Origin of the sequence: Streptomyces canus, from assembly GCF_041435015.1 — a bacterium.
Taxonomy (GTDB): Bacteria; Actinomycetota; Actinomycetes; order Streptomycetales; family Streptomycetaceae; genus Streptomyces; species Streptomyces canus_G.
Window position 1 is genome coordinate 8,519,947 of sequence record NZ_CP107989.1, and the last position, 20,259, is coordinate 8,540,205.

Here is a 20,259-nt window from a genome sequence, read left to right on the forward strand (position 1 = left end):
ATCGGGGGTGACGCTCATGTCGTCCCCTGTCATCATGGGCCGGTGCATACGTCTGAGAGCAGCGGGGTCAGTGAGGGGAAGGGCGTCGGACTCGGTCTCGCACTGGTGTCAGCGCTCGCCTTCGGCGGATCCGGGGTGGCGGCCAAGCCGTTGATCGAGGCGGGCCTCGATCCGCTGCACGTGGTGTGGCTGAGGGTGGCGGGCGCCGCCCTGGTGATGCTGCCGCTCGCCGTCCGCCACCGCGCGCTGCTGCGCAGCCGTCCCGCCCTGCTCGCCGGTTTCGGGCTGCTCGGCGTGGCCGGCGTGCAGGCCTTCTACTTCGCCTCGATCTCCCGCATCCCCGTCGGTGTCGCCCTGCTCGTCGAGTACCTCGCCCCCGCCCTGGTGCTCGGCTGGGTGCGGTTCGTGCAGCGGCGGCCCGTCACCCGCGCCGCCGCGCTCGGCGTGGTCCTCGCGGTGGGCGGGCTCGCGTGTGTCGTCGAGGTCTGGTCGGGTCTGAGCTTCGACGCCCTCGGACTGCTCCTCGCGCTCGGCGCCGCCTGCTGCCAGGTCGGCTACTTCGTCCTGTCCGACCAGGGCAGCGACTCCGGCGAGGTCCCCGACCCGCTCGGCGTGATCGCGTACGGCCTACTCGTCGGGACCGCCGTCCTGACCGTCGTGGCCCGCCCCTGGACCATGGACTTCTCCGTCCTCGCGCAGCGCGCCGACATGAACGGCACCCCGGTCGCGGCCGGTCTGCTGCTCGGTTGGATCGTGCTGATCGCCACGGTCCTCGCCTATGTCACCGGCGTGGTCTCGGTGCGCAGGCTCTCGCCGGCGATAGCCGGGGTCGTGGCCTGTCTCGAAGCGGTCGTCGCGACCGTCCTCGCCTGGGTGCTGCTCGGCGAGCACCTCTCGGCACCGCAGATCGTGGGCGGCGCGGTCGTCCTCCTCGGTGCCTTCATCGCGCAGTCCTCGACCCCGGCCAAGGGCTCCGTGGAACCGGTCGCGACCGGCGGCGCCGAAAGTCGGTTGTCCGCCCGGGAGAACGCCGCCTAGGCTCCCGGCCCATGCACACGCGCACACTCGTCGTTTCTCCGCCGGCCGCCTGAGGCGGGCCCTCCGGAGACCACGCCCGGCATGACGCCGGGCTGAACGGTGCTGCCCGCAGACGAAGTCCGCGGACCCCGCCACCGAGCGGGCGTCCTCTTCCGAACTTCCGCGCCTCGGCGCATCTGCGGAGAGAACACGTGTCGCATGCTGCTTCAGGCCTGCCCGTCGGGCGAGGCCTCATCTATCTGATCGTCGCCGGAACGACCTGGGGCACCGCGGGAGCGGTCGCCTCGCTGGCCTACCGGACCAGTGACCTGGGCCCGGTAGCCCTGTCCTTCTGGCGCTGCACGGCCGGACTGGCGGTGCTGTTCGCCGTCCGTCTCGTACGGCCACGCGCGCGTACGGCCGTCTCGGAACCGTTCGGCCGCAGAGCCCTGCGGGTCGGCGCGTCGGGCGTCGGTCTCGCGGTGTTCCAGACCGCCTACTTCGCCGCCGTACGGTCCACCGGGCTCGCCGTGGCCACCGTCGTCACCCTCGGCGCCGGCCCCGTGCTCATCGCGCTCGGGGCACGCCTCGCCCTGGGGGAGCGGCTCGGGCGCGGTGGAGTCGTCGCCGTCAGCGGAGCCCTCGCCGGACTCGTGGTGCTGACGCTGGGCGGCGCGGAGGCTTCCGTACGCCCCATGGGGGTGCTGCTCGGGCTGCTCTCGGCGGCCGGCTGCTGTGTGATGACCCTGATCACGCGCGCCGCCCGGGCGGAGTCCACCGGAACGTCCGTGGGGGTGTTCGCGGTCACCAGTCTCTGCCTGCTGCCCTTCGCGCAGGCCGAGGGCCTGGTCCCGCACACAGCCCGACCAGCCTTGCTCCTGGCTCTGTTGGTCTACCTGGCGACCGTCCCCACGGCTCTCGCCTACGCCCTCTACTTCGCGGCCGCCGCGGTCGTCCGCTCCACCACCGTCTCCGTGATCATGCTGCTCGAACCGGTGAGCGCGGCGGTGCTGGCCGTGGTGCTGTTCGGCGAGCGCCTCTCTCCGACCACTGTGGTCGGCACCTTGCTGATGCTGGGCGCGGTCACGGGGCTCGCGGTGACGGAGGCGCGTGTGCCCGCATGACGAACCGAGGGGGCCCTTCCGACGGAAGGGCCCCCTCGCTCAGGCCCGCTGCCGCCGCAGCAGATGCTCGCGCGCCGCCGCGTCCCCGGGACCGCCCCGGTCCGCCAGCTCGTCCGCGATCCGGTCCCGCACCTGAACCGTCCGCTTGCCTGCGTACTTGAACTTCGCCCGCACACCGGTCACTTCGAGTCGCAGCCCGCGAATCCCCGACAACTGCCTCCCGAACGGCACCTCGCCCGCCGCCACCCGCGCGGTGCCGCCTTCCGGCTGGAAGTGACCGACCTGGTGGTTCAGGAGCACGGCCTTCTCGGCGGGGTCGTCCACCACGTGGGCCCGGCACCGCAGTTGGACCGCCGCGTAGAAGCTCGTGGGTGTGCCGTGTTCGGACGGTACGTCCGGGTCGGCCTGCCACGGACCCGGGACGTACGCGTAGTCGTCGACCACGCTCAGCACGACGTCGGGGCTCGCCTCCAGTGCGCCCCACAGCGGGTTGGGTCGCGCGAGGTGTGTCAGGGCCTCGCTCCGCGAGGGGTCGTAGGCGAAATGCAGGGGCTGGACGAACGGGGGCTCGCCCGCAGGGCCGTTGACGGCGAGCTGCCCGAAGTCGTGGACGGACAGCCAGTGCTGCCACTCGGCGTCGTCGCGGGCCGTGTCCCAGGGGTGGATCAGCATCACAGCCCCGCCAGGTAGTCCGGGACCTCGGTGCCGGGGGCCAGGCCGTCGTCGGCGACCGGGGTGCCGTAGCCCTTGCGCAGCGGGACCACGCCGGCCCAGTGGGGGAGGGCGAGGTCCTCGGGCTCGTCGTTGACCCCGCCGGTGCGGAGCTTGGCGGAGACCTCGTCGAGGTCGAGGCGGATGACGGCGGTGGCGGCCAGTTCCTTCTTGTTGGCGGGGCGGGAGTCGAGAGCGCGACCCGGCACCACGTGGTCGACCAGCGCGTCGAGGGCGAGGCGCTTCTCCTCGGCGTCCGTGACGTCGTACGCGAGTCCGTGCACCACCACGGACCGGTAGTTCATCGAGTGGTGGAAGGCGGAGCGGGCCAGGATCAGCGCGTCGACGTGCGTGACCGTCAGGCAGACCGGCAGCCCCGGGTCGGCCTTGCCGGTCATCCGCAGCGGGCGCGAGCCCGTCGAGCCGTGGACGTAGAGCCGCTCGCCCACCCGGCCGTACAGCGTGGGCAGGACCACCGGGGCGCCGTCCCGGACGAAGCCGAGGTGGCAGACGTAGCCCTCGTCGAGTATCGAGTGCACCAGTTCCCTGTCGTACGAGGCCCGGTCGGGTGAGCGCGTCGGGACGGTGCGGTCGGTCGGCGCGTAGGCGGTCGGCTCCGGCGTGGTCGCGGTGGTCCCCTGCATTGCGGTCTCCATTGCACTAGTGCATAATCTGCTTTGTGCTAGGAGAATATCGGATCGAAGGCCGACGTGCATCGGAGATTGCGGCGAGCGTCGAGCGCGCGGTGGGTGCCGGAGAGCTGGCGCCGGGACAACTGCTGCCTCCCATGAGGGAGTTGGCTGTGGGGCTCGGGGTGAATCCCAATACGGTCGCGGCCGCCTACCGCACCCTGCGCGAGCGCGGGGTCATCGAGACCGCCGGGCGAAGGGGCAGCCGGGTACGGTCGAAGCCGGCCACCACGGGACGCGACTCCATCCGGGTCGAGGTCCCGGAGGGCGTGCGGAACGTGGCGAACGGCAACCCGGACCCGGCACTGCTGCCCCCGCTGGCGCCGGCCTTCGCCGCCGCCGCCGAACAGGGCGACCGGGAGCCGGTCCTGTACGGGGAGGCGACCGTGGACCCGGAACTGGCGCGCCTGGCGCGAGAGACGCTGGACGCGGACGGTGTTCCGAGGGGCCCTCTCGCCGTGGCCTCAGGCTCCCTGGACGTGGTCGAGCGCGTCCTGGCCGCCCACCTCAAGCCGGGCGACACGGTTGCCGTGGAGGACCCCGGCTGGGGCAGCCTCCTCGACCTGGTCCCGGCACTCGGCCTGCGCATCGCCCCGGTGGGCGTGGACGACGAGGGCCCGCGCGCCGACGACGTACGCAAGGCCCTGGAGTCGGGCGCCCGAGCCCTGATCATCACCGACCGGGCCCAGAATCCGACCGGCGCCTCGCTGACCGCCACGCGTGCGCGTGCCCTGCGCGCCGTCCTCGAGGATCACCCGGACGTCCTCCTCGTCGAGGACGACCACGGCCATGGCATCGTCGACCTGCCCCTGCACCCCCTGGCCGGAGTCACCCGCCACTGGGCCTTCGTCCGCTCGGTGGCCAAGGCCTACGGCCCCGATCTGCGCCTGGCCGTCCTCACCGGCGACGAGGTCACCGTCGACCGCGTCCACGGCCGCCACCGCCTGGGCCCCGGGTGGGTCAGCCGCATCACCCAGCGGGCGGTGGTGCACCTGTGGGCCGACGGCGTACTGGACACGGCGGAGGTGGCGGCGGCGTACCGCGAGCGCCGCGACGGGCTGATCGGCGCACTCGCGGAACGCGGAGTCGAGGCACACGGCCGCAGCGGCCTCAACGTATGGATCCCGGTCCCGGACGAGACGGGTGCGGTGTCCCGCCTCCTGCACGCGGGTTGGGCCGTGGCCCCGGGTGCCCGCTTCAGAATGAGCGCACCGCAGGGGATCCGCGTGACCGTAGCGACGTTGGCGACCACGGAGGTGCCCCACTTGGCGGACGCGATCGCGAGGGCCCTGGGCCCGTCGCCGACCCGGAATCATGTGTGAGGGGGAGGCGGGCTGTTTTCAGGGGCGGGCGCGAGGAGCCGCGCGACCGCCATCTGCGACCCGCACCCCGCCCCCTCGGCTACCTCGTCGCACCTGACTGAGCGCCGCCCCCGCGAGCACGATCACCGCGCCCACGGGCGTCGACCAGCTCAACGACTCGCCGAGCACCGCGACCCCCGCCCCCGTGGCGATGACCGGAATGAAGTACGTGACCATCTGCGCGGTGGTCGGCCCCACTTCGGCGACCAGTCCGTACTGAACCAGCAGGGCCAACCCCGTCCCCAGTGCGCCCAGCGCCGCGATCGCAAGCAGCGGCAGCACCTCGACACGGGTGGGTATCCCGGAGAACAGCCAAGTGGCGGCCGCCAGTTGTACCGTGGCCAACAGCAACTGCGTCCCCATCAGGGATATATGGGAGTACCCGACGCCGGCCAGAGTCCGCCGCACGTAGATCCACCCGATCGGGTAGCTGAGCGAGGCCAGCAGGGCCATCGCCGTCCCCCTGCCGTCCAGCCCGCTGAACCCCTGCCAGGCCCCGAGAACCGTCAGCACCCCCAGAAACCCCAGGACGAGTCCGGCGACCCGCACGCGCGTGGGCCGGTCCTCGGACAGTGCGACGAGGGAAAGGACCATCCCCCACAGCGGCGAGGTCGCGTTGCAGATCCCCGCCAGCGTGGACGGGATGGTCAACTCCGCGTACGCGAAGAGCGAGAACGGCAGTGCGTTGAGCAGGAACCCCGCGACCGCCAGATGACCCCACGTCCGCACCCCGCGGGGGAGCCGCTCCCGCCGCACCGTCATCGCCGCCGCGAGCACCAGCGTCCCGAACACCAGCCGCCCGAGCGTGACCTGGAAGGGCGCGTACCCCTCGGTGCCCACCTTGATGAGCAGAAAGCTGAACCCCCAGATCAGCGAGAGCACGCCGAAGCGCAGGCGCCAGTCGAGGGCGGGGCGGCGGGTGGTCCGCGGCGGGGCTTCGGTGACGGTCGCGGTGGTCATGCCGACCACGATCCGGCACATGATCTCGTAGCACAAGCGAGTTTTTGAGCGGGGTATCTCGTAGTATTGCTTACATGTTGAACCTGGAGCGCCTGCGTACCCTCGACGCCCTCGCCCGGCACGGCTCGGTGAGCGGCGCCGCCGAGGGCCTGCACATCACGACCTCGGCCGTCTCGCAGCAGATGTCCAAGCTGGAGCGCGAGGTCGGCCAGCAGCTCCTCGCCAAGAACGGCCGGGGGGTGCGGCTCACCGACGCCGGCCGGCTCCTCGCCGACCACGCGGCACGCATTCTCTCCCAGGTGGAACTCGCCCAGTCCGATCTGGAGGCCCAACGCGGCCAGGTGGTGGGGGAGTTGCGGCTCGCCGCGTTCCCGACGGCCGCACGCGGACTGTTCCCGGTCGCGATCGCGGGCCTGTGCTCGGCGCATCCGGGCCTGCGGATCAGCTCACGCGAGATGGAGCCGGAACCCGCGATCCTCGCCGTGATCCGCGGTGACTACGACCTCGCGGTCGTCCTGGACTGGTACAACAAGCCGCTGCCCATGCCCGACGGGCTGGTGAAGGCCTCGATCGTCGACGACACGGCCGACGTGGCGATGCCCGCGACCCACCGCCACGCGCACCGGAGCGAGGTCGACCTGGAGGACTTCGCCGACGACGACTGGGTCACCTGGGGCGAGAGCGAGTTCTGCCACGAGTGGCTGATGCACACCCTCCGCTCCAAGGGCATCGAACCCCGCGTCGCGCACCGCGCGGAGGAGCATCCGACCCAACTCGCCCTGGTCGGCGCCGGACTCGGCGTGTGCGTGGCGCCCCGGCTCGGGCGCGGGCCGATCCCGGAGGACGTGCGGACCGTGCCCGTGCGGCAGTCGGTCAGCCGGCACATCTACGCCGTGTGGCGCGCGGACGCCGACCGCCGTCCGTCGATCCGGGCGGCGGTCGAGGCGCTGAAGTCGGCTGCGGGCAAGGCCGTTTGAGCGCTGTTCTTTCCCCGCAGCCGGTCTCGTCCGGTGGACCGGCCTACGCCGGGCCCAGCTTGCGGAAGTCCCAGGAGACGATCTTCTCGGGGGTCAGCCGTATCCAGGCGTGCCGGCCGTCGTGCGGCATCTCCTCCAGGCGGAAGTTCTTGCGGGCGAACAGCGTCTCCGGGACGTCGAGTTCCGCGCACAGCTCGCCGGTGCGCGGAGCCTCGCCCACGAAGTCCACCGTCCCGGACAACTCCACGCCCTGCAGCTCGTCGTACTCCTCACCGGTGTCGACCACGATCGCGACCCGTGGATCGCGGCGCAGATCGGTCCAGCGCTTGCTGCGCACGACGGAGTACAGCCACACCGAGATGCCGTCCCAGGCGAACCACAGCGTGCTCACATGCGGAGCGCCATCGGCGGAGACGGTGGCGACCCGGCAGGTGCGCTGGCTGGTCAGGAACTCGTCCAGCTCGCCCGGCGTCATCATGATCTTCCGGCCACGGCGCTGAGTGACGGTCATGCATCCCCCTCTTTCTCTCACGTCGTGTCAGAGGAGAGATCCTCTGACATCACGTCAGAAAAGGATGGGTCGTCTTCCGTCCCGACGCAATGGTGGCTACTGTCACCGGCTCCGGGCCGTCGGCGACGAGGGGGAACCGTGCCGTCGTACGAACAACTCAGCGAACTCCTCGCTCCCGAGACCACTGTCCTGCTCACCGTCGAGTGCCAGCAGGGCGTCGTCGGACCGGAGAGCGCGCTGCCCGAACTCGCCCGTGAGGCACGGACCTCGGGTGCTCTGGCCAACGTCGCCCGACTGGTCGCCGCCGCGCACGCGAACGGGGTCCAGGTGATCCACGCGATCGCCGAACGCCGTCCGGACGGGCGCGGCGCCAACCGCAACGCCCGCCTCTTCCGCGCCGCCGAACGCCTGCCCGTCCAGCAGCTGTCCGGAACCACCGCGGTGCGGGTGGCGGCCCCGATCGAGGTGAGCGAGGAGGACTTCCTGGTACGACGACTGCACGGACTGTCGCCGATCCAGGGCACCGAGGTCGACGCGCTGCTGCGCAACCTCGGCTGCCGCACCCTGGTGGTGACCGGAGTCTCCGCCAACGTGGCCGTCCCGAACGCCGTGTTCGACGCCGTGAACCGCGGCTACACCACCCTGGTGGTGACGGACGCCATCGCCGGGGTGCCCTCGGACTACACCCCGGCGATGATCCGTCACACGCTCGCCCTCGTGGCCACCCTCGCCACCACGGACGAGGTGCTGACCTGTCTGGGTGGCCCCCGGCGCCCCGGGCGCGTCTGACATCTCATGCGAGCGAGATCGAGTCGCCGCTGACGGTGATCTTCTCCTCGGGCAGCGGCTGGGTCGCCGGCCCCTTCTTCACGCTGCCGTCGGTCACCGAGAACTCGCTCTTGTGGCACGGACAGGTGATGACGCCGTTGGTGATGCCCGTCACCGCACACCCCTGGTGGGTGCACTTCGACGAGAACGCCTTGAACTCGCCCGCCGTGGGCTGGGTGACCACCACGCCCGAGTCCTTGAAGATCTTGCCGCCGCCCTCGGGGATGTCCGAGGTCTTCCCGAGGACGCTGCCGGCGGCTGCGGCGTCCGAGGACGAGGAGTCGTCCTCGGACCCGCACGCGTTCAGGGTGAGGGCGAGTCCTGCCGCGCCGACCGCCGCCACGACGACCCGGCGACTGGGGGCCGATGCGGGATGAATCGATTCGCTGGCCATGCTGACTTTCCCTTCCACGGAATCTTTGAAGTGCCCTGAGGTACGGCCCCGGAGTGCCTGTTGTTCAGACACCCCCCAGTAACCTGGGGCGATGCTCAAGGAAGCCATCGCGACCCGCTACATCACGCCCCTGCGTGAGGGTGGCTCGCTGCCGGGGCTCGTCGAGGCCGACGACCGCGGGACGTACGTCATCAAGTTCACCGGCGCAGGTCAGGGCCGTAAGACGCTGGTCGCCGAGGTGGTGGCCGGGGAGCTCGCCCGCAGGCTCGGCTTCCGGGTGCCGCGGCTCGTGACGCTCGACCTCGATCCGGACCTGGGGCTCGGTGAGCCCGACGAGCGGGTGCAGGAGCTGCTGAAGTCCAGCGGCGGCACCAATCTCGGCATGGATTTCCTCTCCGGGGCGCTCGGCTTCGACCCGCTTGCCTTCTCGGTCGACCCCGAGGAGGCCGGCCGGATCGTCTGGTTCGACGCACTGGTCAACAACGTCGACCGCTCCTGGCGCAACCCCAACCTGCTGTGGTGGCGGGGCGAGGTGTGGCTCATCGACCACGGCGCGTCCATGATCTGGCAGCACAACTGGCCCGGCGCCGAGAAGTCCGCCGCCCGCCCCTACGACGCCTCGGACCATGTCCTGAAGCCCTTCGCACCGGATGTCGCCGCGGCCGCCGGCGAACTGGCGCCCCGGGTCACGGAGGACCTCCTCGCCGAGGTCACCGCCGAGATCCCGGACGCCTGGCTGGCCGGCGAGCCCGGTTTCGAGTCGCCGGACGAACTCCGGCGGACCTACGCACGGCCACTGCTCGCGCGCGCGACCGTCGTCCATGAGCGGATCGAGGGGATCAAGTGACCGAGCGCCACATCATCAGGGGCGGCCGCACCGACGACCGCGAGGTCTTCGAGTACGCCCTGCTGCGGGTCGTACCTCGCGTCGAGCGCGGCGAGTGCATCAACGCGGGGGTGCTCGTGTACTGCCGCGCCAAGGCCTACGTCGGCGTGCGCACCCACCTCGACGAGGCCCGGCTGCGGGCGCTCGACCCGGACGCGGACGTGGCCGGTGTCCTGGCCGCGCTGCACGCCGTCGAGGGGGTCTGCGCCGGTGGTGAGGGGGCCGGACAGGCCGCCCGCGACGACGCCGGACGGCGCTTCCGTTGGCTGATCGCGCCCCGCTCCACCGTCGTCCAGCCGGGCCCCGTGCACACCGGGCTCACCACCGATCCGGCCGCCGAACCGGAGCGTCTGCTCGATCTGCTGGTCAGGTAATGGATCACACCCGGCTCGTGTGGCGTTGACACCGCGTGCCATGGCTTCTAGCGTCACGTCTGCCGAAGGTACTAAGCGGTCGCTCACCGAATGGGCCGTACATTCTCAGGTCGATTTCCCCAGGTCGATTTCTCAAGGGCGAGGAGAACCAGCAATGTCCACCACAGAGCAGCGGGTAGCCGTGGTCACGGGTGCCGCGCGCGGCATCGGCGCGGCCACCGCCGTACGACTGGCGGCCGAGGGTCGCGCGGTCGCCGTGATCGATCTCGACGAGGCCGCCTGCAAGGACACCGTGGAGAAGATCACCGCGGCGGGTGGCCGGGCGATCGCGGTCGGCGCGGACGTCTCCGACGAGGCCCAGGTGCAGGCCGCCATCGCGCGCGTGGCCGAGGAGCTCGGGGCGCCGACGATCCTCGTGAACAACGCGGGCGTGTTGCGCGACAACCTGCTCTTCAAGATGAGCGTCTCCGACTGGGACACCGTCCTGAACGTGCATCTCAGGGGCTCGTTCCTGGTCACCAAGGCCATTCAGAAGCACATGGTGGACGCGGGCTTCGGCCGGATCGTCAACCTGTCCTCGTCCTCCGCCCTCGGCAACCGCGGCCAGGCCAACTACTCCGCCGCCAAGGCCGGTCTCCAGGGCTTCACCAAGACGCTCGCCATCGAGCTCGGCAAGTTCGGCATCACCGCCAACGCCGTCGCCCCCGGCTTCATCGCCACCGACATGACCGCCGCGACCGCCGAGCGTGTCGGCATGGGCTTCGAGGAGTTCAAGGCCGCGGCCGCCACCCAGATCCCGGTCGCGCGCGTGGGCGAGCCCGACGACATCGCCAACGCCATCGCCTTCTTCACGGGCGAGACGGCCGGATTCGTCTCCGGCCAGGTGCTGTACGTCGCCGGCGGACCGCTCGACTAGGGAAACGGGACCATGACTTCGCAACTCCCCGAGCTTTCGGGCAAGGTCGCGCTCATCACGGGCGCCAGCCGCGGCATCGGCTACGGCATCGCCGAGGCGCTCGTCGCACGCGGTGACCGGGTGGTCATCACCGGTCGCACCGAGGACTCCCTCAAGGAGGCCGTCGAGCAGCTCGGCGCCGAGCGTGCCGTCTACGTGGCGGGCAAGGCGCACGACGAGGCGCACCAGACCGCCGCCGTCGAGCGCGCCATGGAGGCCTTCGGGCGGGTCGACTACCTGGTCAACAACGCCGGCACCAACCCGGTGTTCGGGCCGATCGCCGACCTCGACCTGAACGTGGCGCGCAAGGTCTTCGAGACCAACGTGATCTCCGCGCTCGGCTTCGCCCAGAAGACCTGGCACGCCTGGCAGAAGGACAACGGCGGCGCGATCGTCAACATCGCCTCCGTCGCGGGCCTCGCGCCCTCGCCCTTCATCGCCGCGTACGGCGTCAGCAAGGCAGCGCTGATCAACCTCACCCAGCAGCTCGCGCACGAGTTCGCGCCGGGGGTGCGGGTCAACGCGATCGCCCCCGCCGTCGTGAAGACCAAGTTCGCGTCGGCCCTGTACGAGGGCCGGGAGGCGGAGGCCGCCGCGTCCTACCCGCTGGCCCGGCTCGGCGTGCCCTCCGACATCGGCGGCGCCGCGGCCTTCCTCACCTCGGCGCAGTCCGACTGGGTCACCGGCCAGACGCTCGTCGTCGACGGCGGCATCTTCCTCAACGCCGGAGTGAGCTGACCCTCGTCGTCTCGGCACGGGCGCCCGTTGACACCGACGGCGCCCGTGTCGAACACACAAAAGCCTCACAAGGGATTTACAGGGTCATCACGCCGAGGTGATCAAGCTCCCTGTGAACGAACCGGTTGAGTGTGCGTGGCGCTGCGGTATGTTTTGCCGACTCTCGGCACGGCATTTCGAGGAGCAAGCGCGTGTTCATGCGGAACCGATACCTGCCGCCCCTCGCGGCCCTCGTGTCCATATCCACGGTGGCCGGATGCGGGGTGTTCTCCTCGGGCTCCTCCGACGGCGGGAAGACGATCGTCGTGGGAACCACCAGCGCCCCGGCCACGCTGGACCCCGCGGCCTCCTGGGACAGCTCCTGGGAACTGTTCCGCAACGTCTATCAGACGCTCCTGAACTACTCCCCCGGTGGATCCGACCCCGAACCCGACGCGGCCGAGAGCTGCGAGTTCACGGACACGTCGAGCACCGAGTACAGCTGCACACTGCGCGAGGGGCTGAAGTTCTCCAACGGACACACGCTGGACGCCAAGGCGGTCAAGTACTCCATCGACCGGATCAAGAAGATCAACCTCAACGGCGGCCCCGCGGGCCTGCTGGGAACGCTCTCCCGGGTGCAGGTGAAGGGCGACCGTGAGGTCGTCTTCCACCTCAGCCAGCCCGACGCCACCTTCCCTCTGGTGCTCACCACTCCGGCCATGTCGATCGTGGACCCCGAGGAGTACTCCGCGACCGCGATCCGCAAGGACGGGAAGATCAGCGGCTCCGGGCCCTACAGCCTCGACTCCTTCAAGGAGGGCGAGAAGGCCGAGCTCGTCCGCAACGACAACTACAAGGGCATAGCGGACCTCAAGAACGACGCCGTCACCATCCGCTACTTCCAGCGGTCGGACGTGATGGTCAAGGCCCTCAAGGACAAGGAGATCTCGGTCGTCTACCGCGGTCTCGGGGCCTCCGACACCGTGGACATCGAGACCAACCAGCAGAAGGAGGGGCTCCAGCTCCTGGAGAACCCCACCACTGAGATCAGTTACCTGGTGTTCAACCCCAGCGACCCGTGGTCCGCGAAGCCCGCGGTCCGCAAGGCCGTCGCCCAGATCGTCGACCGCCCGGCGCTCGTGCACTTCGTCTACAAGGACACCGTCGAGCCGCTGTACTCGATGGTCCCGGCCGGACTCACCGGCCACACCACGGGATTCTTCGACGACTTCGGAGACCCCAGCGTGGCCAAGGCCAAACGATTCCTCACGGAAGCGGGGATCACCGAGCGCGTCCCGCTCACCCTCTGGTACACCAGCGACCGCTACGGCTCGACGACCAAGCCCGCCTTCCAGGAGCTGAAGCGCCAGCTGGAGGCCTCCGGGCTCTTCAGGATCACCCTCAAGAGCCGCCCGTGGAAGACCTACGTCGAGGGCTACCAGAACGGCGAGTACCCGGTGTTCGGGCGCGGCTGGTTCCCCGACTTCCACGACGCCGACAACTTCATCGCGCCCTTCGTCGGCAAGCAGAACGCGCTCGGCACCCCGTACGACGCCCCCGAGATCACCGGCAAGCTGCTGCCCGAGTCGCGCGCGGAGAGCGACCGCGGGGCCGTGGGGCCGCAGATCGAGGAAGCCCAGCAGGTCTTCGTGGACGACACCCGGCTGGTGCCGCTGTGGCAGGGCAAGCAGTACGTGGCCGCGAACGAGGAGATCGCCGGTCTCGAGAAGGTCATCGACCCGGCGACCATGATGACGATGTGGGAGCTGTACTGGAAGACCAGCTGGTAGGGCTCGGGCCCGGCCCTCACGGCACGGACTGTCAGTGGTCGCCTGTAGGTTCTGAGACCTGAAGTGACCGCACATCGTGAGGACGTTGACGTGACCGACACCGCCATGCTGCCCGAGTCCTGGCGCGGGGTTCTGGGCGACGAACTGCAGCAGCCGTACTTCAAGGAGCTGACGGAGTTCGTCGAGGACGAGCGGGCGAAGGGTCCCGTCTACCCGCCGCGCGAGGAGGTCTTCGCCGCCCTCGACGCGACGCCGTACAACCGGGTGAAGGTCCTGATCCTCGGTCAGGACCCGTACCACGGCGAGGGCCAGGGTCACGGCCTGTGCTTCTCGGTCCGCCCGGGCGTCAGGACCCCGCCCTCCCTCCGGAACATCTACAAGGAGATGAAAGAGGAGCTGGGCCTGGAGATCCCGGACAACGGCTACCTCATGCCGTGGGCCCAGCAAGGCGTCCTGCTGCTCAACGCGGTGCTCACGGTCCGCTCCGGCGAGGCCAACTCGCACAAGGGCAAAGGCTGGGAGAAGTTCACCGACGCGGTGATCCGCGCGGTGGCCGAGCGGCCCGACCCGGCCGTCTTCGTGCTGTGGGGCAACTACGCGCAGAAGAAGCTCCCCCTGATCGACGAGAACCGGCACGTCGTGGTCAAGGGCGCGCACCCCTCCCCGCTGTCGGCGAAGAAATTCTTCGGCTCCCGCCCGTTCACCCAGATCGACGAGGCGGTCGCCCGGCAGGGCCACGAGCCCATCGACTGGACGATCCCGAACCTCGGCTGACCCGTCCGCCGGGCCGGTGCCGCACGGCCCCGGCCCGGTCCCGCCTGACCTCGATCGACAGTGGCGGCGGCTAGCGTCGGGAGGGACAGGGGACGACAGCAGACAAGGGCCCGGAGGACGCTTTGACGGAGCGACAGGAGCAGGCGGCGCCGGACACCGTGATGACGCGGATCGGGCAGGTCGTCATGCTGTGTCACGCGGGGGACCGCGAGGAGGCCCGGCACCGCTTCCTGGCCCTGTGGGCGGAGATCGGCGAGGACGGCGACCCGTTGCACCGCTGCACCCTGGCGCACTACATGGCCGACGCCCAGGACGACCCCTGCGACGAACTCGCCTGGGATCTGAGGGCGTTGACGGCCGCGGAGGAACTCACCGAGGACCGGCCGGCCCGGCACGAGGGCGCGCTCGCCGTGCGCGCCCTGTATCCCTCGCTGCACCTCAACCTGGCCGCCGACTATGTGCGGCTCGCCCGCACGGACGCCGCCCGCACCCATCTGCGCCGGGCCCGCAGGGCGGCGGACGCCCTGGGGGAGGACAGCTACAGCGACGGTGTGCGGGCGGAGATCAGCCGGCTGGAGCTACGGCTCGGCGAGGGCGGATCCGCCGGTGGCGGACCGTGGGGGCCGCCGAGGCAGCGGCCCTGAGCCCTGGGTGCCTCAACGCCCGTACGTCTGGTCGCAGATGACCGACTCGGGGCTGCCCTCCTGCCAGCCGCCGTACTTCCGGCCGAGCCCGCAGACGTCCTTCGAGCCCTTGGGAACCGACTTGGGGACCGGCCTGGTCACGTCCGGGATCTCGACCCGGGGCGGCCGGTAGTGCCCGGCGTCCGGGTGCCGAGGCTCAGGATGTGTCGGGCGCGCGGGATGCCGTGGATGTCCCGGACGCGCCTGTGCCGGCTGTCGGGGCTGCGGCTGAGCGGAGGCCGCCGTGGTCCCCGGAGCCCTGTCGCGTGGCGCGGCTCCCTCCGGCTTCGAGGACGGGGACGGGGCGATCATGGACAGCGCCTCCTGGGCCGGGGCCTGCACGATCTGCGGCTGCGCCTGACCGTCCGGGCGGGCGTCGCCCTGTCCCGGCAGCCGTGACGGTGCTGTCGTCTGCGGCGGCCCGGACACAGGTGGACGCTGGACCGTCACACAGCCGGTGAGGGCCGAGACAGCCACGGTGACCAGGAGCGTTGCGGTAGTCGTGGTTCGATGCACCCGCGCCACTCTGCTGGTTCGGGCGACCTCGGCGACAGCGGACGAGCGGAGGTTGCCCCGCACGGGTGATCTCCGCGCCCGTACGGTGTGCTCAGGCCTCCCGGTGCTGACGTCAATCGCCGGTGACGCCGTCGATGCGCTCGCGGATCAGGTCGGCATGGCCGTTGTGGCGGGCGTACTCCTCGATCATGTGGGTGTAGAGCCAGCGCAGGTTGAACCGCTCCCCGGTCCGGCGGTGCTTGCCCACGGTGAGGTCGTCCAGGCCGAAGCGGGTGGCGTTCTGCCGGCTCTTCTCGATCTCCGCCTGCCAGGTGCCGTAGGCCTCCTGCCAGGTGTCGGCCTCGGTGAGACGGAAGTCGCCGTCCGGGTCGGCCTCGCTGTAGTAGATCGGCCCCGCGTCCTCGTCGGCCAGGACCCGGCGGAACCAGTTGCGCTCCACCTCTGCCATGTGTCGCACCAGGCCCATCAAGGAGAGCGTGGACGGCTCCACCGAGGCGGTCCTGAGCTGGGCGTCGGTCAGACCCTCGCACTTCCAGGCCAGCGTCTGCCGGTGGTAGTCCAGCCAGCCCTCCAGCATGCTGCGTTCGTCGGCGGTGGTCGCGGGTTCGGGGCGCTGATTCGTCATGCTCGCATCCTGACCCAGCTCACCCCTCACCACCAGCGAATTCCCGGTCGTCGGCCGGGGCCCGCCGCGGCCGCCGTATGCTTCCGGCAAGGCCCTGGCCGGACAACCTGGAGGAGTCCACGTGAAGGTCGGCTGCATCGGACTCGGTGACATCGCGCAGAAGGCGTATCTGCCGGTGCTCGGCGGTCGGCCCGGCGTCGAGCTGCACGTGCAGACGCGGACGCCGGCGACGCTGACCCGGGTCGCCGACGGTCTCCACCTTCCCGAGGGACAGCGGCACCAGGACCTCGGCTCGCTGCTCGCCCAGGACCTCGACGCCGCCTTCGTGCACGCACCGACGAGCGTGCACCCCGACATCGTCGCGCGGCTGCTGGAGGCGGGCGTACCGACGTACGTCGACAAGCCGCTCGCCTACGAACTCGCCGACTCCGAACGGCTGGTGGCGCTCGCCGATCAGCGGAACACGAGTCTGGCCGTCGGGTTCAACCGGCGTTTCGCCCCCGGGTACGCGCAGTGCGCCGAGCATCCGCGCGAGCTGATCCTCATGCAGAAGAACCGGATCGGGCTCCCGGAGGAGCCGCGCACGATGATCCTCGACGACTTCATCCACGTCGTCGACACCCTGCGGTTCCTGGTGCCGGGGCCGGTCGACGACGTGACGGTACGCGCGCGCGTGGAGGACGGACTGCTGCACCACGTCGTGCTCCAGCTCGCCGGGGACGGCTTCACCGCGCTCGGGGTGATGAACCGGCTCAGCGGCTCGGCCGAGGAGATCCTTGAGGTGTCCGGGCAGGACACCAAGCGGCAGGTGGTCAATCTCGCCGAGGTGATCGACCACAAGGGCCAGCCGACCGTGCGGCGGCGCGGCGACTGGGTGCCGGTGGCCCGGCAGCGCGGCATCGAGCAGGCGGTGCTCGCCTTCCTCGACGCCGTGCGCGCGGGAAAGGTGCTCAGTGCCCGGGACGCGCTGGCGACCCATGAGCTGTGCGAGCGGGTGGTACACGCGGTTCAGGAGCGGTCCGCCTGAACCGCCGGCCCAGCTGAGCGGCGCACCACGCGGCGAGGATCAGCAGGGCCGCGTGCACCGGCCAGTCGCCGAAGCGGACGTACGGTGTCGTCCCGGTCGCCAGCGGTACGTCGTACACGCGCGAGGTGCTGGAGTCGGTGCCGATCCACCGGCCGACGCGCTGTCCGCTCGCGTCGTAGACCGCGGAGACGCCGGTCAGGGTCGCGTGCACCATCGGGCGGCCCGTCTCGGCGGCGCGCAGGGCGGCGAGCGAGGCGTGCTGCTCGGGGGCCCAGCTCTGCTGGAAGGACGAGGTCGCCGACTGGGCGATCAGCAACTGGGCGCCGTCCTGGGCGAGATGGCGGCTCATGTCGGGGAACGCCGACTCGAAGCACACCATCGGCCCGACCTTCAGCCCGTGACCGACGTCCATCACGACCTGCTCGGAACCGTGCCTGCGGTTCTCGCCCGCCGCCTTGCCGACCGAGGTGGCCCAGCCGAGCAGCGAGCGGGCCGGGATGTACTCGCCGAAGGGGACGAGTCGCATCTTGTCGTAGCGGTCGCCGGTGAGCCCGCCGGGGCCGACGAGCACCGAACTCTTGTAGATGCCGGGCTTGTCGGAGCGGCGGGCGTCCACGTTCACGAGGATGTCGGCGCCGGTCTCCTCGGACAGCGCAGCGATCCGCTTCGCCAGGTCGGGCCGGTCCCCGAGGTCGAAGCCGACGCTGCTCTCGCCCCACACGATCAGGTCGACGTCCTGCGCGGCGAGGTCGCGGGTCAGCTGTTCCTCGCGGGCGAAGCGCCGGTCGGGGCCGTCGATGACACCGGGCTGGACGACCGCGATCCGTGTCGTCCTCCCGGTGTCCGGGCGCGGTGACCACATCCAGGCCGCCGAGGTCACGGCGGCCGTGGCGACCAGACCCGCCACCGCGGGGACCCTGGACTCACGGACCGTCACCACCACGGCGACCGCCGCATTGACGGCCACGATGAGGAAGCTGAGCAGCCACACCCCGCCCACCGAGGCCAGCCGCAGCGCCGGTTCCACCTCCCACTGGCTGGAGCCGAGTACGCCCCACGGGCCGCCGAGCCCCTGCCAGGACCGGACGAGTTCGATACCGAGCCAGCCCGACGGCAGCACGGCAAGACCTGCCGCGATCCGGCCGCGCGAGGGCGTCCCGGCCAGGAAGTGCCGCACCAGCGCGCCCCACGGCGCCCACAGCGCGCCGAGCAGGGCGCCGATGACGAAGATGAACACACTCAGGCTCGGCAGCAGCCAGTGGTGCATCCCCACCATGAAGCCGAAACCGCCGGCCCAGCCGTCGTACGCCGCCCGTTTCGCCGTGGGAGCCGAGCGGATCAGCGCGATCCAGGGGACGAGGGCGACGTAGGCGAACCACCACAGGGACGGTGCCGGGAACGCGAGGACGGGGAGAGCGCCTGCCACCGCGGCGACGATCGAGCGCCGCCACGGGGAGGCGAGCCAGTGGCCGAACGTGTTCATACGGCGCCTCCTACCCCACAGGTGACTCCAGTGTGCGTGTGGTCGACCACCCCGAGGGCGTCGGCTCAGTTGATCACAGGTGTGGGCCGAGGGTCCGGCAGACGCCGCCACTTCTCCTCTACGACGACCTCGCGCAGCCGCCAGCCGTCGTCCGTGCGCAGCAGAGCGAAGGCGTAGCGGCCGCCGCAGACGAAGTCGGGGGCGGTGGAGGCGGTGCTGTCGCCGGCGAGGCGCATCGGGTTGATGTAATCGGCCTGGACGCGGGCCGTGTCGCCGGTGTCCTGGTCCAGGGTGCCGAACCGGACGCGGCGGTTGACGATCAGATGCTGGCGCATCGAGAACAGCCGCAGGCTGTCCGCGAGCCATGCGGCGACCTTGCGCGCGTCTCCCTCGACCCCGCCCGCCGAGCGGTAGTCGGCCCGCCCGTCGGAGGTGAACAGTCCTCGGTACGCCTCCCAGTCGCCGTCGTCCACGGCCACGGCGTAGTCGGTGACGAGTGCGTCCACGGTCAGCCGGTCCATCACGGTCGCGAGCTCCACACGCTGCGTCATCGGCTCAGTGTTGGGCATGGGGCGGGCCGCGCCAAGGGGCGTGCGGTGACATTCGGAGGGCGGGGCGGGGGCGGTCGGTGGGCGAGTGGTCGAAGGAGGGGGTGGTCGACGGGCGGGAGGTCAGCCGTCGGCCAGGACATCCACCGGCCAGGCGGCCGAGTGCGGGCCGAATCTGTTCTCGGCCGTGAGGGCGACCATGCGGGCGTTGCGCGCCTCGGCCTCGGGGCCGTCCGGCAGGTGGTAGTCGTGGCCCGCGCGGGCGGAACTGACCTGCACGGATGTGGCGGCCCGGACCCGCCGGCGGACGTACCGGTCGAGCGCTTCGGGCACCTCGTCCGGTGCTGCGCCGGTGAGGCAGTCGCCGAGCACGGCCGCGTCCATGATGGCCTGTGCCGCGCCCTGTGCCTGGAACGGCACCATCGCGTGCGCGCTGTCGCCGAGCAGGGTCACTCGGCCGACGTGCCAGCGGGTGAGCGGGGCGCGCGTGTGGATGCCGTAGCGCAGGACCTGGCCCGCGCGGTCGAGGACGGTCAGCAGCCGGGGGTCCCAGCCGGAGAACGTGCGCAGTTGCTCGCCGGGTTCCGCCCGCGCGGTCCACGACTCCTGGGCCGCCCGGTCCGTCACGAACACGGCGACGACGTTGAGCAGTTCGCCGCGACGCAGCCAGTAGTGGACGACGTGACGGCCCGGGCCGAGCCACCCTGCGTACTCCGGGAGGTCCAGGTCGGCGACCTCGGCGGCGGGGAGCAGGGCCCGGTAGGCAACGGTGTGCGAGAACACGGCCTCGTCCGCGCCGAAGAGCCACTGGCGGGCGGCTGAGCGGATGCCGTCGGCGGCCACGACGAGGTCGGCGTCCAGACGTTCACCGCTCGCCGTGGTCACATGGGCCGCGGTGTCGTCCTGGTCGATCCCGACGACGGCGGTGGCCAGGCGCAGCGACTCGGGCGGTACGGCGGCGGCCAGGGCCTGTTGGAGATCGGCGCGGTGGACCTGGAGGTACGGCGCCCCGAACTCCTCCTCGGCCTCACGGCCGATGGCATAGCGGCAGATCTCGCGGCCGTCGGACCAGGTGCGGAAGCTCACGTGGGCCGGGCGCGTCGACTGTTCCGCGACGGCGTCGAGCAGGTCCAGGCGGCGGAGGACGCGCGTGGCGTTGGGGGCGAGCTGGATGCCGGCACCGATCTCGGTGAGCCGCCGCGACTGCTCGACGAGCGTCACTTCATGGCCGGCCCGGCGCAGGCTCAGTGCCGCGGTCAGTCCTCCGATGCCCGCGCCCACGACGATCGCTCTCATGGCATGACCT

Annotated in this window: 23 protein-coding genes; 13 read left to right on the plus strand and 10 right to left on the minus strand. The window is 71.0% G+C overall.

The window, feature by feature from the left end; translation table 11 throughout:
- The first annotated feature begins 42 nt into the window (after positions 1-42).
- The gene (locus OG841_RS38885) at positions 43-1,038 is read left to right on the plus strand and encodes an EamA family transporter (protein WP_371569007.1); all 996 of its coding nucleotides are present in this window, start codon (positions 43-45) and stop codon (positions 1,036-1,038) included.
- 191 nt (positions 1,039-1,229) lie between these two features.
- On the plus strand, positions 1,230-2,141 hold the full coding sequence (locus OG841_RS38890) for a DMT family transporter (RefSeq protein ID WP_371569009.1): 912 nt from the start codon (positions 1,230-1,232) through the stop codon (positions 2,139-2,141).
- A 39-nt stretch (positions 2,142-2,180) separates the two neighbouring features.
- Here OG841_RS38890 and OG841_RS38895 read toward each other — a convergent pair whose 3' ends face one another.
- Positions 2,181-2,813 (minus strand): FMN-binding negative transcriptional regulator, encoded by a 633-nt coding sequence (locus tag OG841_RS38895; protein ID WP_328637113.1) that lies wholly within the window; start codon positions 2,811-2,813, stop codon positions 2,181-2,183.
- Positions 2,813-3,496 (minus strand): pyridoxamine 5'-phosphate oxidase family protein, encoded by a 684-nt coding sequence (locus OG841_RS38900; protein ID WP_328637112.1) that lies wholly within the window; start codon positions 3,494-3,496, stop codon positions 2,813-2,815. The genes OG841_RS38895 and OG841_RS38900 overlap by 1 nt, the downstream gene beginning before the upstream one ends.
- A 35-nt stretch (positions 3,497-3,531) precedes the next feature.
- On the opposite strand from OG841_RS38900, the gene OG841_RS38905 reads away from it, so the two are divergent.
- A complete protein-coding gene (locus OG841_RS38905) occupies positions 3,532-4,863 on the plus strand; it encodes an aminotransferase class I/II-fold pyridoxal phosphate-dependent enzyme (protein WP_365123024.1) in 1,332 nt (443 codons plus the stop codon).
- An 18-nt stretch (positions 4,864-4,881) separates the two neighbouring features.
- On the opposite strand, the gene OG841_RS38910 is transcribed toward OG841_RS38905, so the two are convergent.
- Positions 4,882-5,862 carry a DMT family transporter gene (locus OG841_RS38910; protein ID WP_328637110.1) on the minus strand — a complete coding sequence of 327 codons (981 nt, stop codon included), beginning with the start codon at positions 5,860-5,862 and terminating at the stop codon, positions 4,882-4,884.
- A gap of 74 nt (positions 5,863-5,936) precedes the next feature.
- Between OG841_RS38910 and OG841_RS38915 the strand changes: the two genes are divergently transcribed.
- A complete protein-coding gene (locus tag OG841_RS38915) occupies positions 5,937-6,839 on the plus strand; it encodes a LysR family transcriptional regulator (protein WP_328637109.1) in 903 nt (300 codons plus the stop codon).
- A gap of 43 nt (positions 6,840-6,882) precedes the next feature.
- Here OG841_RS38915 and OG841_RS38920 read toward each other — a convergent pair whose 3' ends face one another.
- On the minus strand, positions 6,883-7,350 hold the full coding sequence (locus OG841_RS38920; protein WP_328637108.1) for a pyridoxamine 5'-phosphate oxidase family protein: 468 nt from the start codon (positions 7,348-7,350) through the stop codon (positions 6,883-6,885).
- A gap of 138 nt (positions 7,351-7,488) precedes the next feature.
- Here OG841_RS38920 and OG841_RS38925 point away from each other — a divergent pair, with 138 nt between their 5' ends.
- Entirely contained in the window at positions 7,489-8,139 is a 651-nt protein-coding gene (locus OG841_RS38925; RefSeq protein ID WP_328637107.1) for a cysteine hydrolase family protein, read from the plus strand.
- A gap of 4 nt (positions 8,140-8,143) precedes the next feature.
- Here OG841_RS38925 and OG841_RS38930 read toward each other — a convergent pair whose 3' ends face one another.
- Positions 8,144-8,572, minus strand: a complete 429-nt coding sequence (locus tag OG841_RS38930; protein ID WP_328637106.1) for a Rieske (2Fe-2S) protein — start codon at positions 8,570-8,572, stop codon at positions 8,144-8,146.
- 91 nt (positions 8,573-8,663) lie between these two features.
- Between OG841_RS38930 and OG841_RS38935 the strand changes: the two genes are divergently transcribed.
- The 7 genes from OG841_RS38935 to OG841_RS38965 all read left to right on the plus strand — a co-directional run bounded on the left by OG841_RS38935 (position 8,664) and on the right by OG841_RS38965 (position 14,715).
- The gene (locus OG841_RS38935) at positions 8,664-9,419 is read left to right on the plus strand and encodes a HipA family kinase (RefSeq protein ID WP_328637105.1); all 756 of its coding nucleotides are present in this window, start codon (positions 8,664-8,666) and stop codon (positions 9,417-9,419) included.
- Positions 9,416-9,832 (plus strand): DUF3037 domain-containing protein, encoded by a 417-nt coding sequence (locus tag OG841_RS38940; protein ID WP_326670491.1) that lies wholly within the window; start codon positions 9,416-9,418, stop codon positions 9,830-9,832. The genes OG841_RS38935 and OG841_RS38940 overlap by 4 nt, the downstream gene beginning before the upstream one ends.
- A gap of 154 nt (positions 9,833-9,986) precedes the next feature.
- A complete protein-coding gene (fabG, locus tag OG841_RS38945) occupies positions 9,987-10,748 on the plus strand; it encodes a 3-oxoacyl-ACP reductase FabG (RefSeq protein ID WP_328637104.1) in 762 nt (253 codons plus the stop codon).
- A 12-nt stretch (positions 10,749-10,760) separates the two neighbouring features.
- Complete coding sequence (locus OG841_RS38950) at positions 10,761-11,525, plus strand: SDR family oxidoreductase (RefSeq protein WP_328637103.1); 765 nt, start codon at positions 10,761-10,763, stop codon at positions 11,523-11,525.
- Between the two features lie 191 nt (positions 11,526-11,716).
- Positions 11,717-13,297, plus strand: a complete 1,581-nt coding sequence (locus OG841_RS38955; RefSeq protein WP_328637102.1) for an ABC transporter substrate-binding protein — start codon at positions 11,717-11,719, stop codon at positions 13,295-13,297.
- 90 nt (positions 13,298-13,387) lie between these two features.
- Entirely contained in the window at positions 13,388-14,071 is a 684-nt protein-coding gene (gene ung, locus OG841_RS38960; protein ID WP_371569018.1) for a uracil-DNA glycosylase, read from the plus strand.
- Positions 14,072-14,193: 122 nt separating this feature from the next.
- Entirely contained in the window at positions 14,194-14,715 is a 522-nt protein-coding gene (locus tag OG841_RS38965; RefSeq protein ID WP_266567551.1) for a hypothetical protein, read from the plus strand.
- Positions 14,716-14,727: 12 nt separating this feature from the next.
- Here the strand turns inward: OG841_RS38965 and OG841_RS38970 are convergent, their stop codons facing one another.
- Together OG841_RS38970 and OG841_RS38975 are read right to left on the minus strand one after the other, a co-directional pair.
- Entirely contained in the window at positions 14,728-15,231 is a 504-nt protein-coding gene (locus tag OG841_RS38970) for a hypothetical protein (RefSeq protein ID WP_371569020.1), read from the minus strand.
- Between the two features lie 151 nt (positions 15,232-15,382).
- Positions 15,383-15,895, minus strand: coding sequence for a DinB family protein (locus OG841_RS38975; protein ID WP_328637099.1), 513 nt, complete (start codon positions 15,893-15,895; stop codon positions 15,383-15,385).
- A gap of 121 nt (positions 15,896-16,016) precedes the next feature.
- Between OG841_RS38975 and OG841_RS38980 the strand changes: the two genes are divergently transcribed.
- On the plus strand, positions 16,017-16,922 hold the full coding sequence (locus OG841_RS38980) for a Gfo/Idh/MocA family protein (RefSeq protein WP_371569024.1): 906 nt from the start codon (positions 16,017-16,019) through the stop codon (positions 16,920-16,922).
- Here the strand turns inward: OG841_RS38980 and lnt are convergent.
- The 3 genes from lnt to OG841_RS38995 form a co-directional block, all read right to left on the minus strand.
- Positions 16,846-18,405: an apolipoprotein N-acyltransferase gene (lnt, locus tag OG841_RS38985; RefSeq protein WP_328637097.1), complete on the minus strand. Its 1,560-nt coding sequence runs from the start codon at positions 18,403-18,405 to the stop codon at positions 16,846-16,848. The genes OG841_RS38980 and lnt overlap by 77 nt on opposite strands.
- 65 nt (positions 18,406-18,470) lie before the next feature.
- On the minus strand, positions 18,471-18,956 hold the full coding sequence (locus tag OG841_RS38990) for a nuclear transport factor 2 family protein (RefSeq protein ID WP_328637096.1): 486 nt from the start codon (positions 18,954-18,956) through the stop codon (positions 18,471-18,473).
- Between the two features lie 120 nt (positions 18,957-19,076).
- Positions 19,077-20,249, minus strand: coding sequence for an FAD-dependent monooxygenase (locus tag OG841_RS38995; RefSeq protein ID WP_328637095.1), 1,173 nt, complete (start codon positions 20,247-20,249; stop codon positions 19,077-19,079).
- Between the last annotated feature and the right edge of the window lie 10 nt (positions 20,250-20,259).

Coding starts and splice junctions, on each gene's coding strand:
- OG841_RS38950 (WP_328637103.1), top strand. CDS start 10,761: ATGACTTCGCAACTCCCCGAGCTTTCGGGCAAGGTCGCGCTCATCACG.
- OG841_RS38990 (WP_328637096.1), bottom strand. CDS start 18,956: ATGACGCAGCGTGTGGAGCTCGCGACCGTGATGGACCGGCTGACCGTG.
- OG841_RS38900 (WP_328637112.1), bottom strand. CDS start 3,496: ATGCAGGGGACCACCGCGACCACGCCGGAGCCGACCGCCTACGCGCCG.
- OG841_RS38935 (WP_328637105.1), top strand. CDS start 8,664: ATGCTCAAGGAAGCCATCGCGACCCGCTACATCACGCCCCTGCGTGAG.
- OG841_RS38915 (WP_328637109.1), top strand. CDS start 5,937: ATGTTGAACCTGGAGCGCCTGCGTACCCTCGACGCCCTCGCCCGGCAC.
- OG841_RS38920 (WP_328637108.1), bottom strand. CDS start 7,350: ATGACCGTCACTCAGCGCCGTGGCCGGAAGATCATGATGACGCCGGGC.
- OG841_RS38895 (WP_328637113.1), bottom strand. CDS start 2,813: ATGCTGATCCACCCCTGGGACACGGCCCGCGACGACGCCGAGTGGCAG.
- OG841_RS38930 (WP_328637106.1), bottom strand. CDS start 8,572: ATGGCCAGCGAATCGATTCATCCCGCATCGGCCCCCAGTCGCCGGGTC.
- OG841_RS38995 (WP_328637095.1), bottom strand. CDS start 20,249: ATGAGAGCGATCGTCGTGGGCGCGGGCATCGGAGGACTGACCGCGGCA.
- OG841_RS38910 (WP_328637110.1), bottom strand. CDS start 5,862: ATGACCACCGCGACCGTCACCGAAGCCCCGCCGCGGACCACCCGCCGC.
- OG841_RS38975 (WP_328637099.1), bottom strand. CDS start 15,895: ATGACGAATCAGCGCCCCGAACCCGCGACCACCGCCGACGAACGCAGC.
- lnt (WP_328637097.1), bottom strand. CDS start 18,405: ATGAACACGTTCGGCCACTGGCTCGCCTCCCCGTGGCGGCGCTCGATC.
- fabG (WP_328637104.1), top strand. CDS start 9,987: ATGTCCACCACAGAGCAGCGGGTAGCCGTGGTCACGGGTGCCGCGCGC.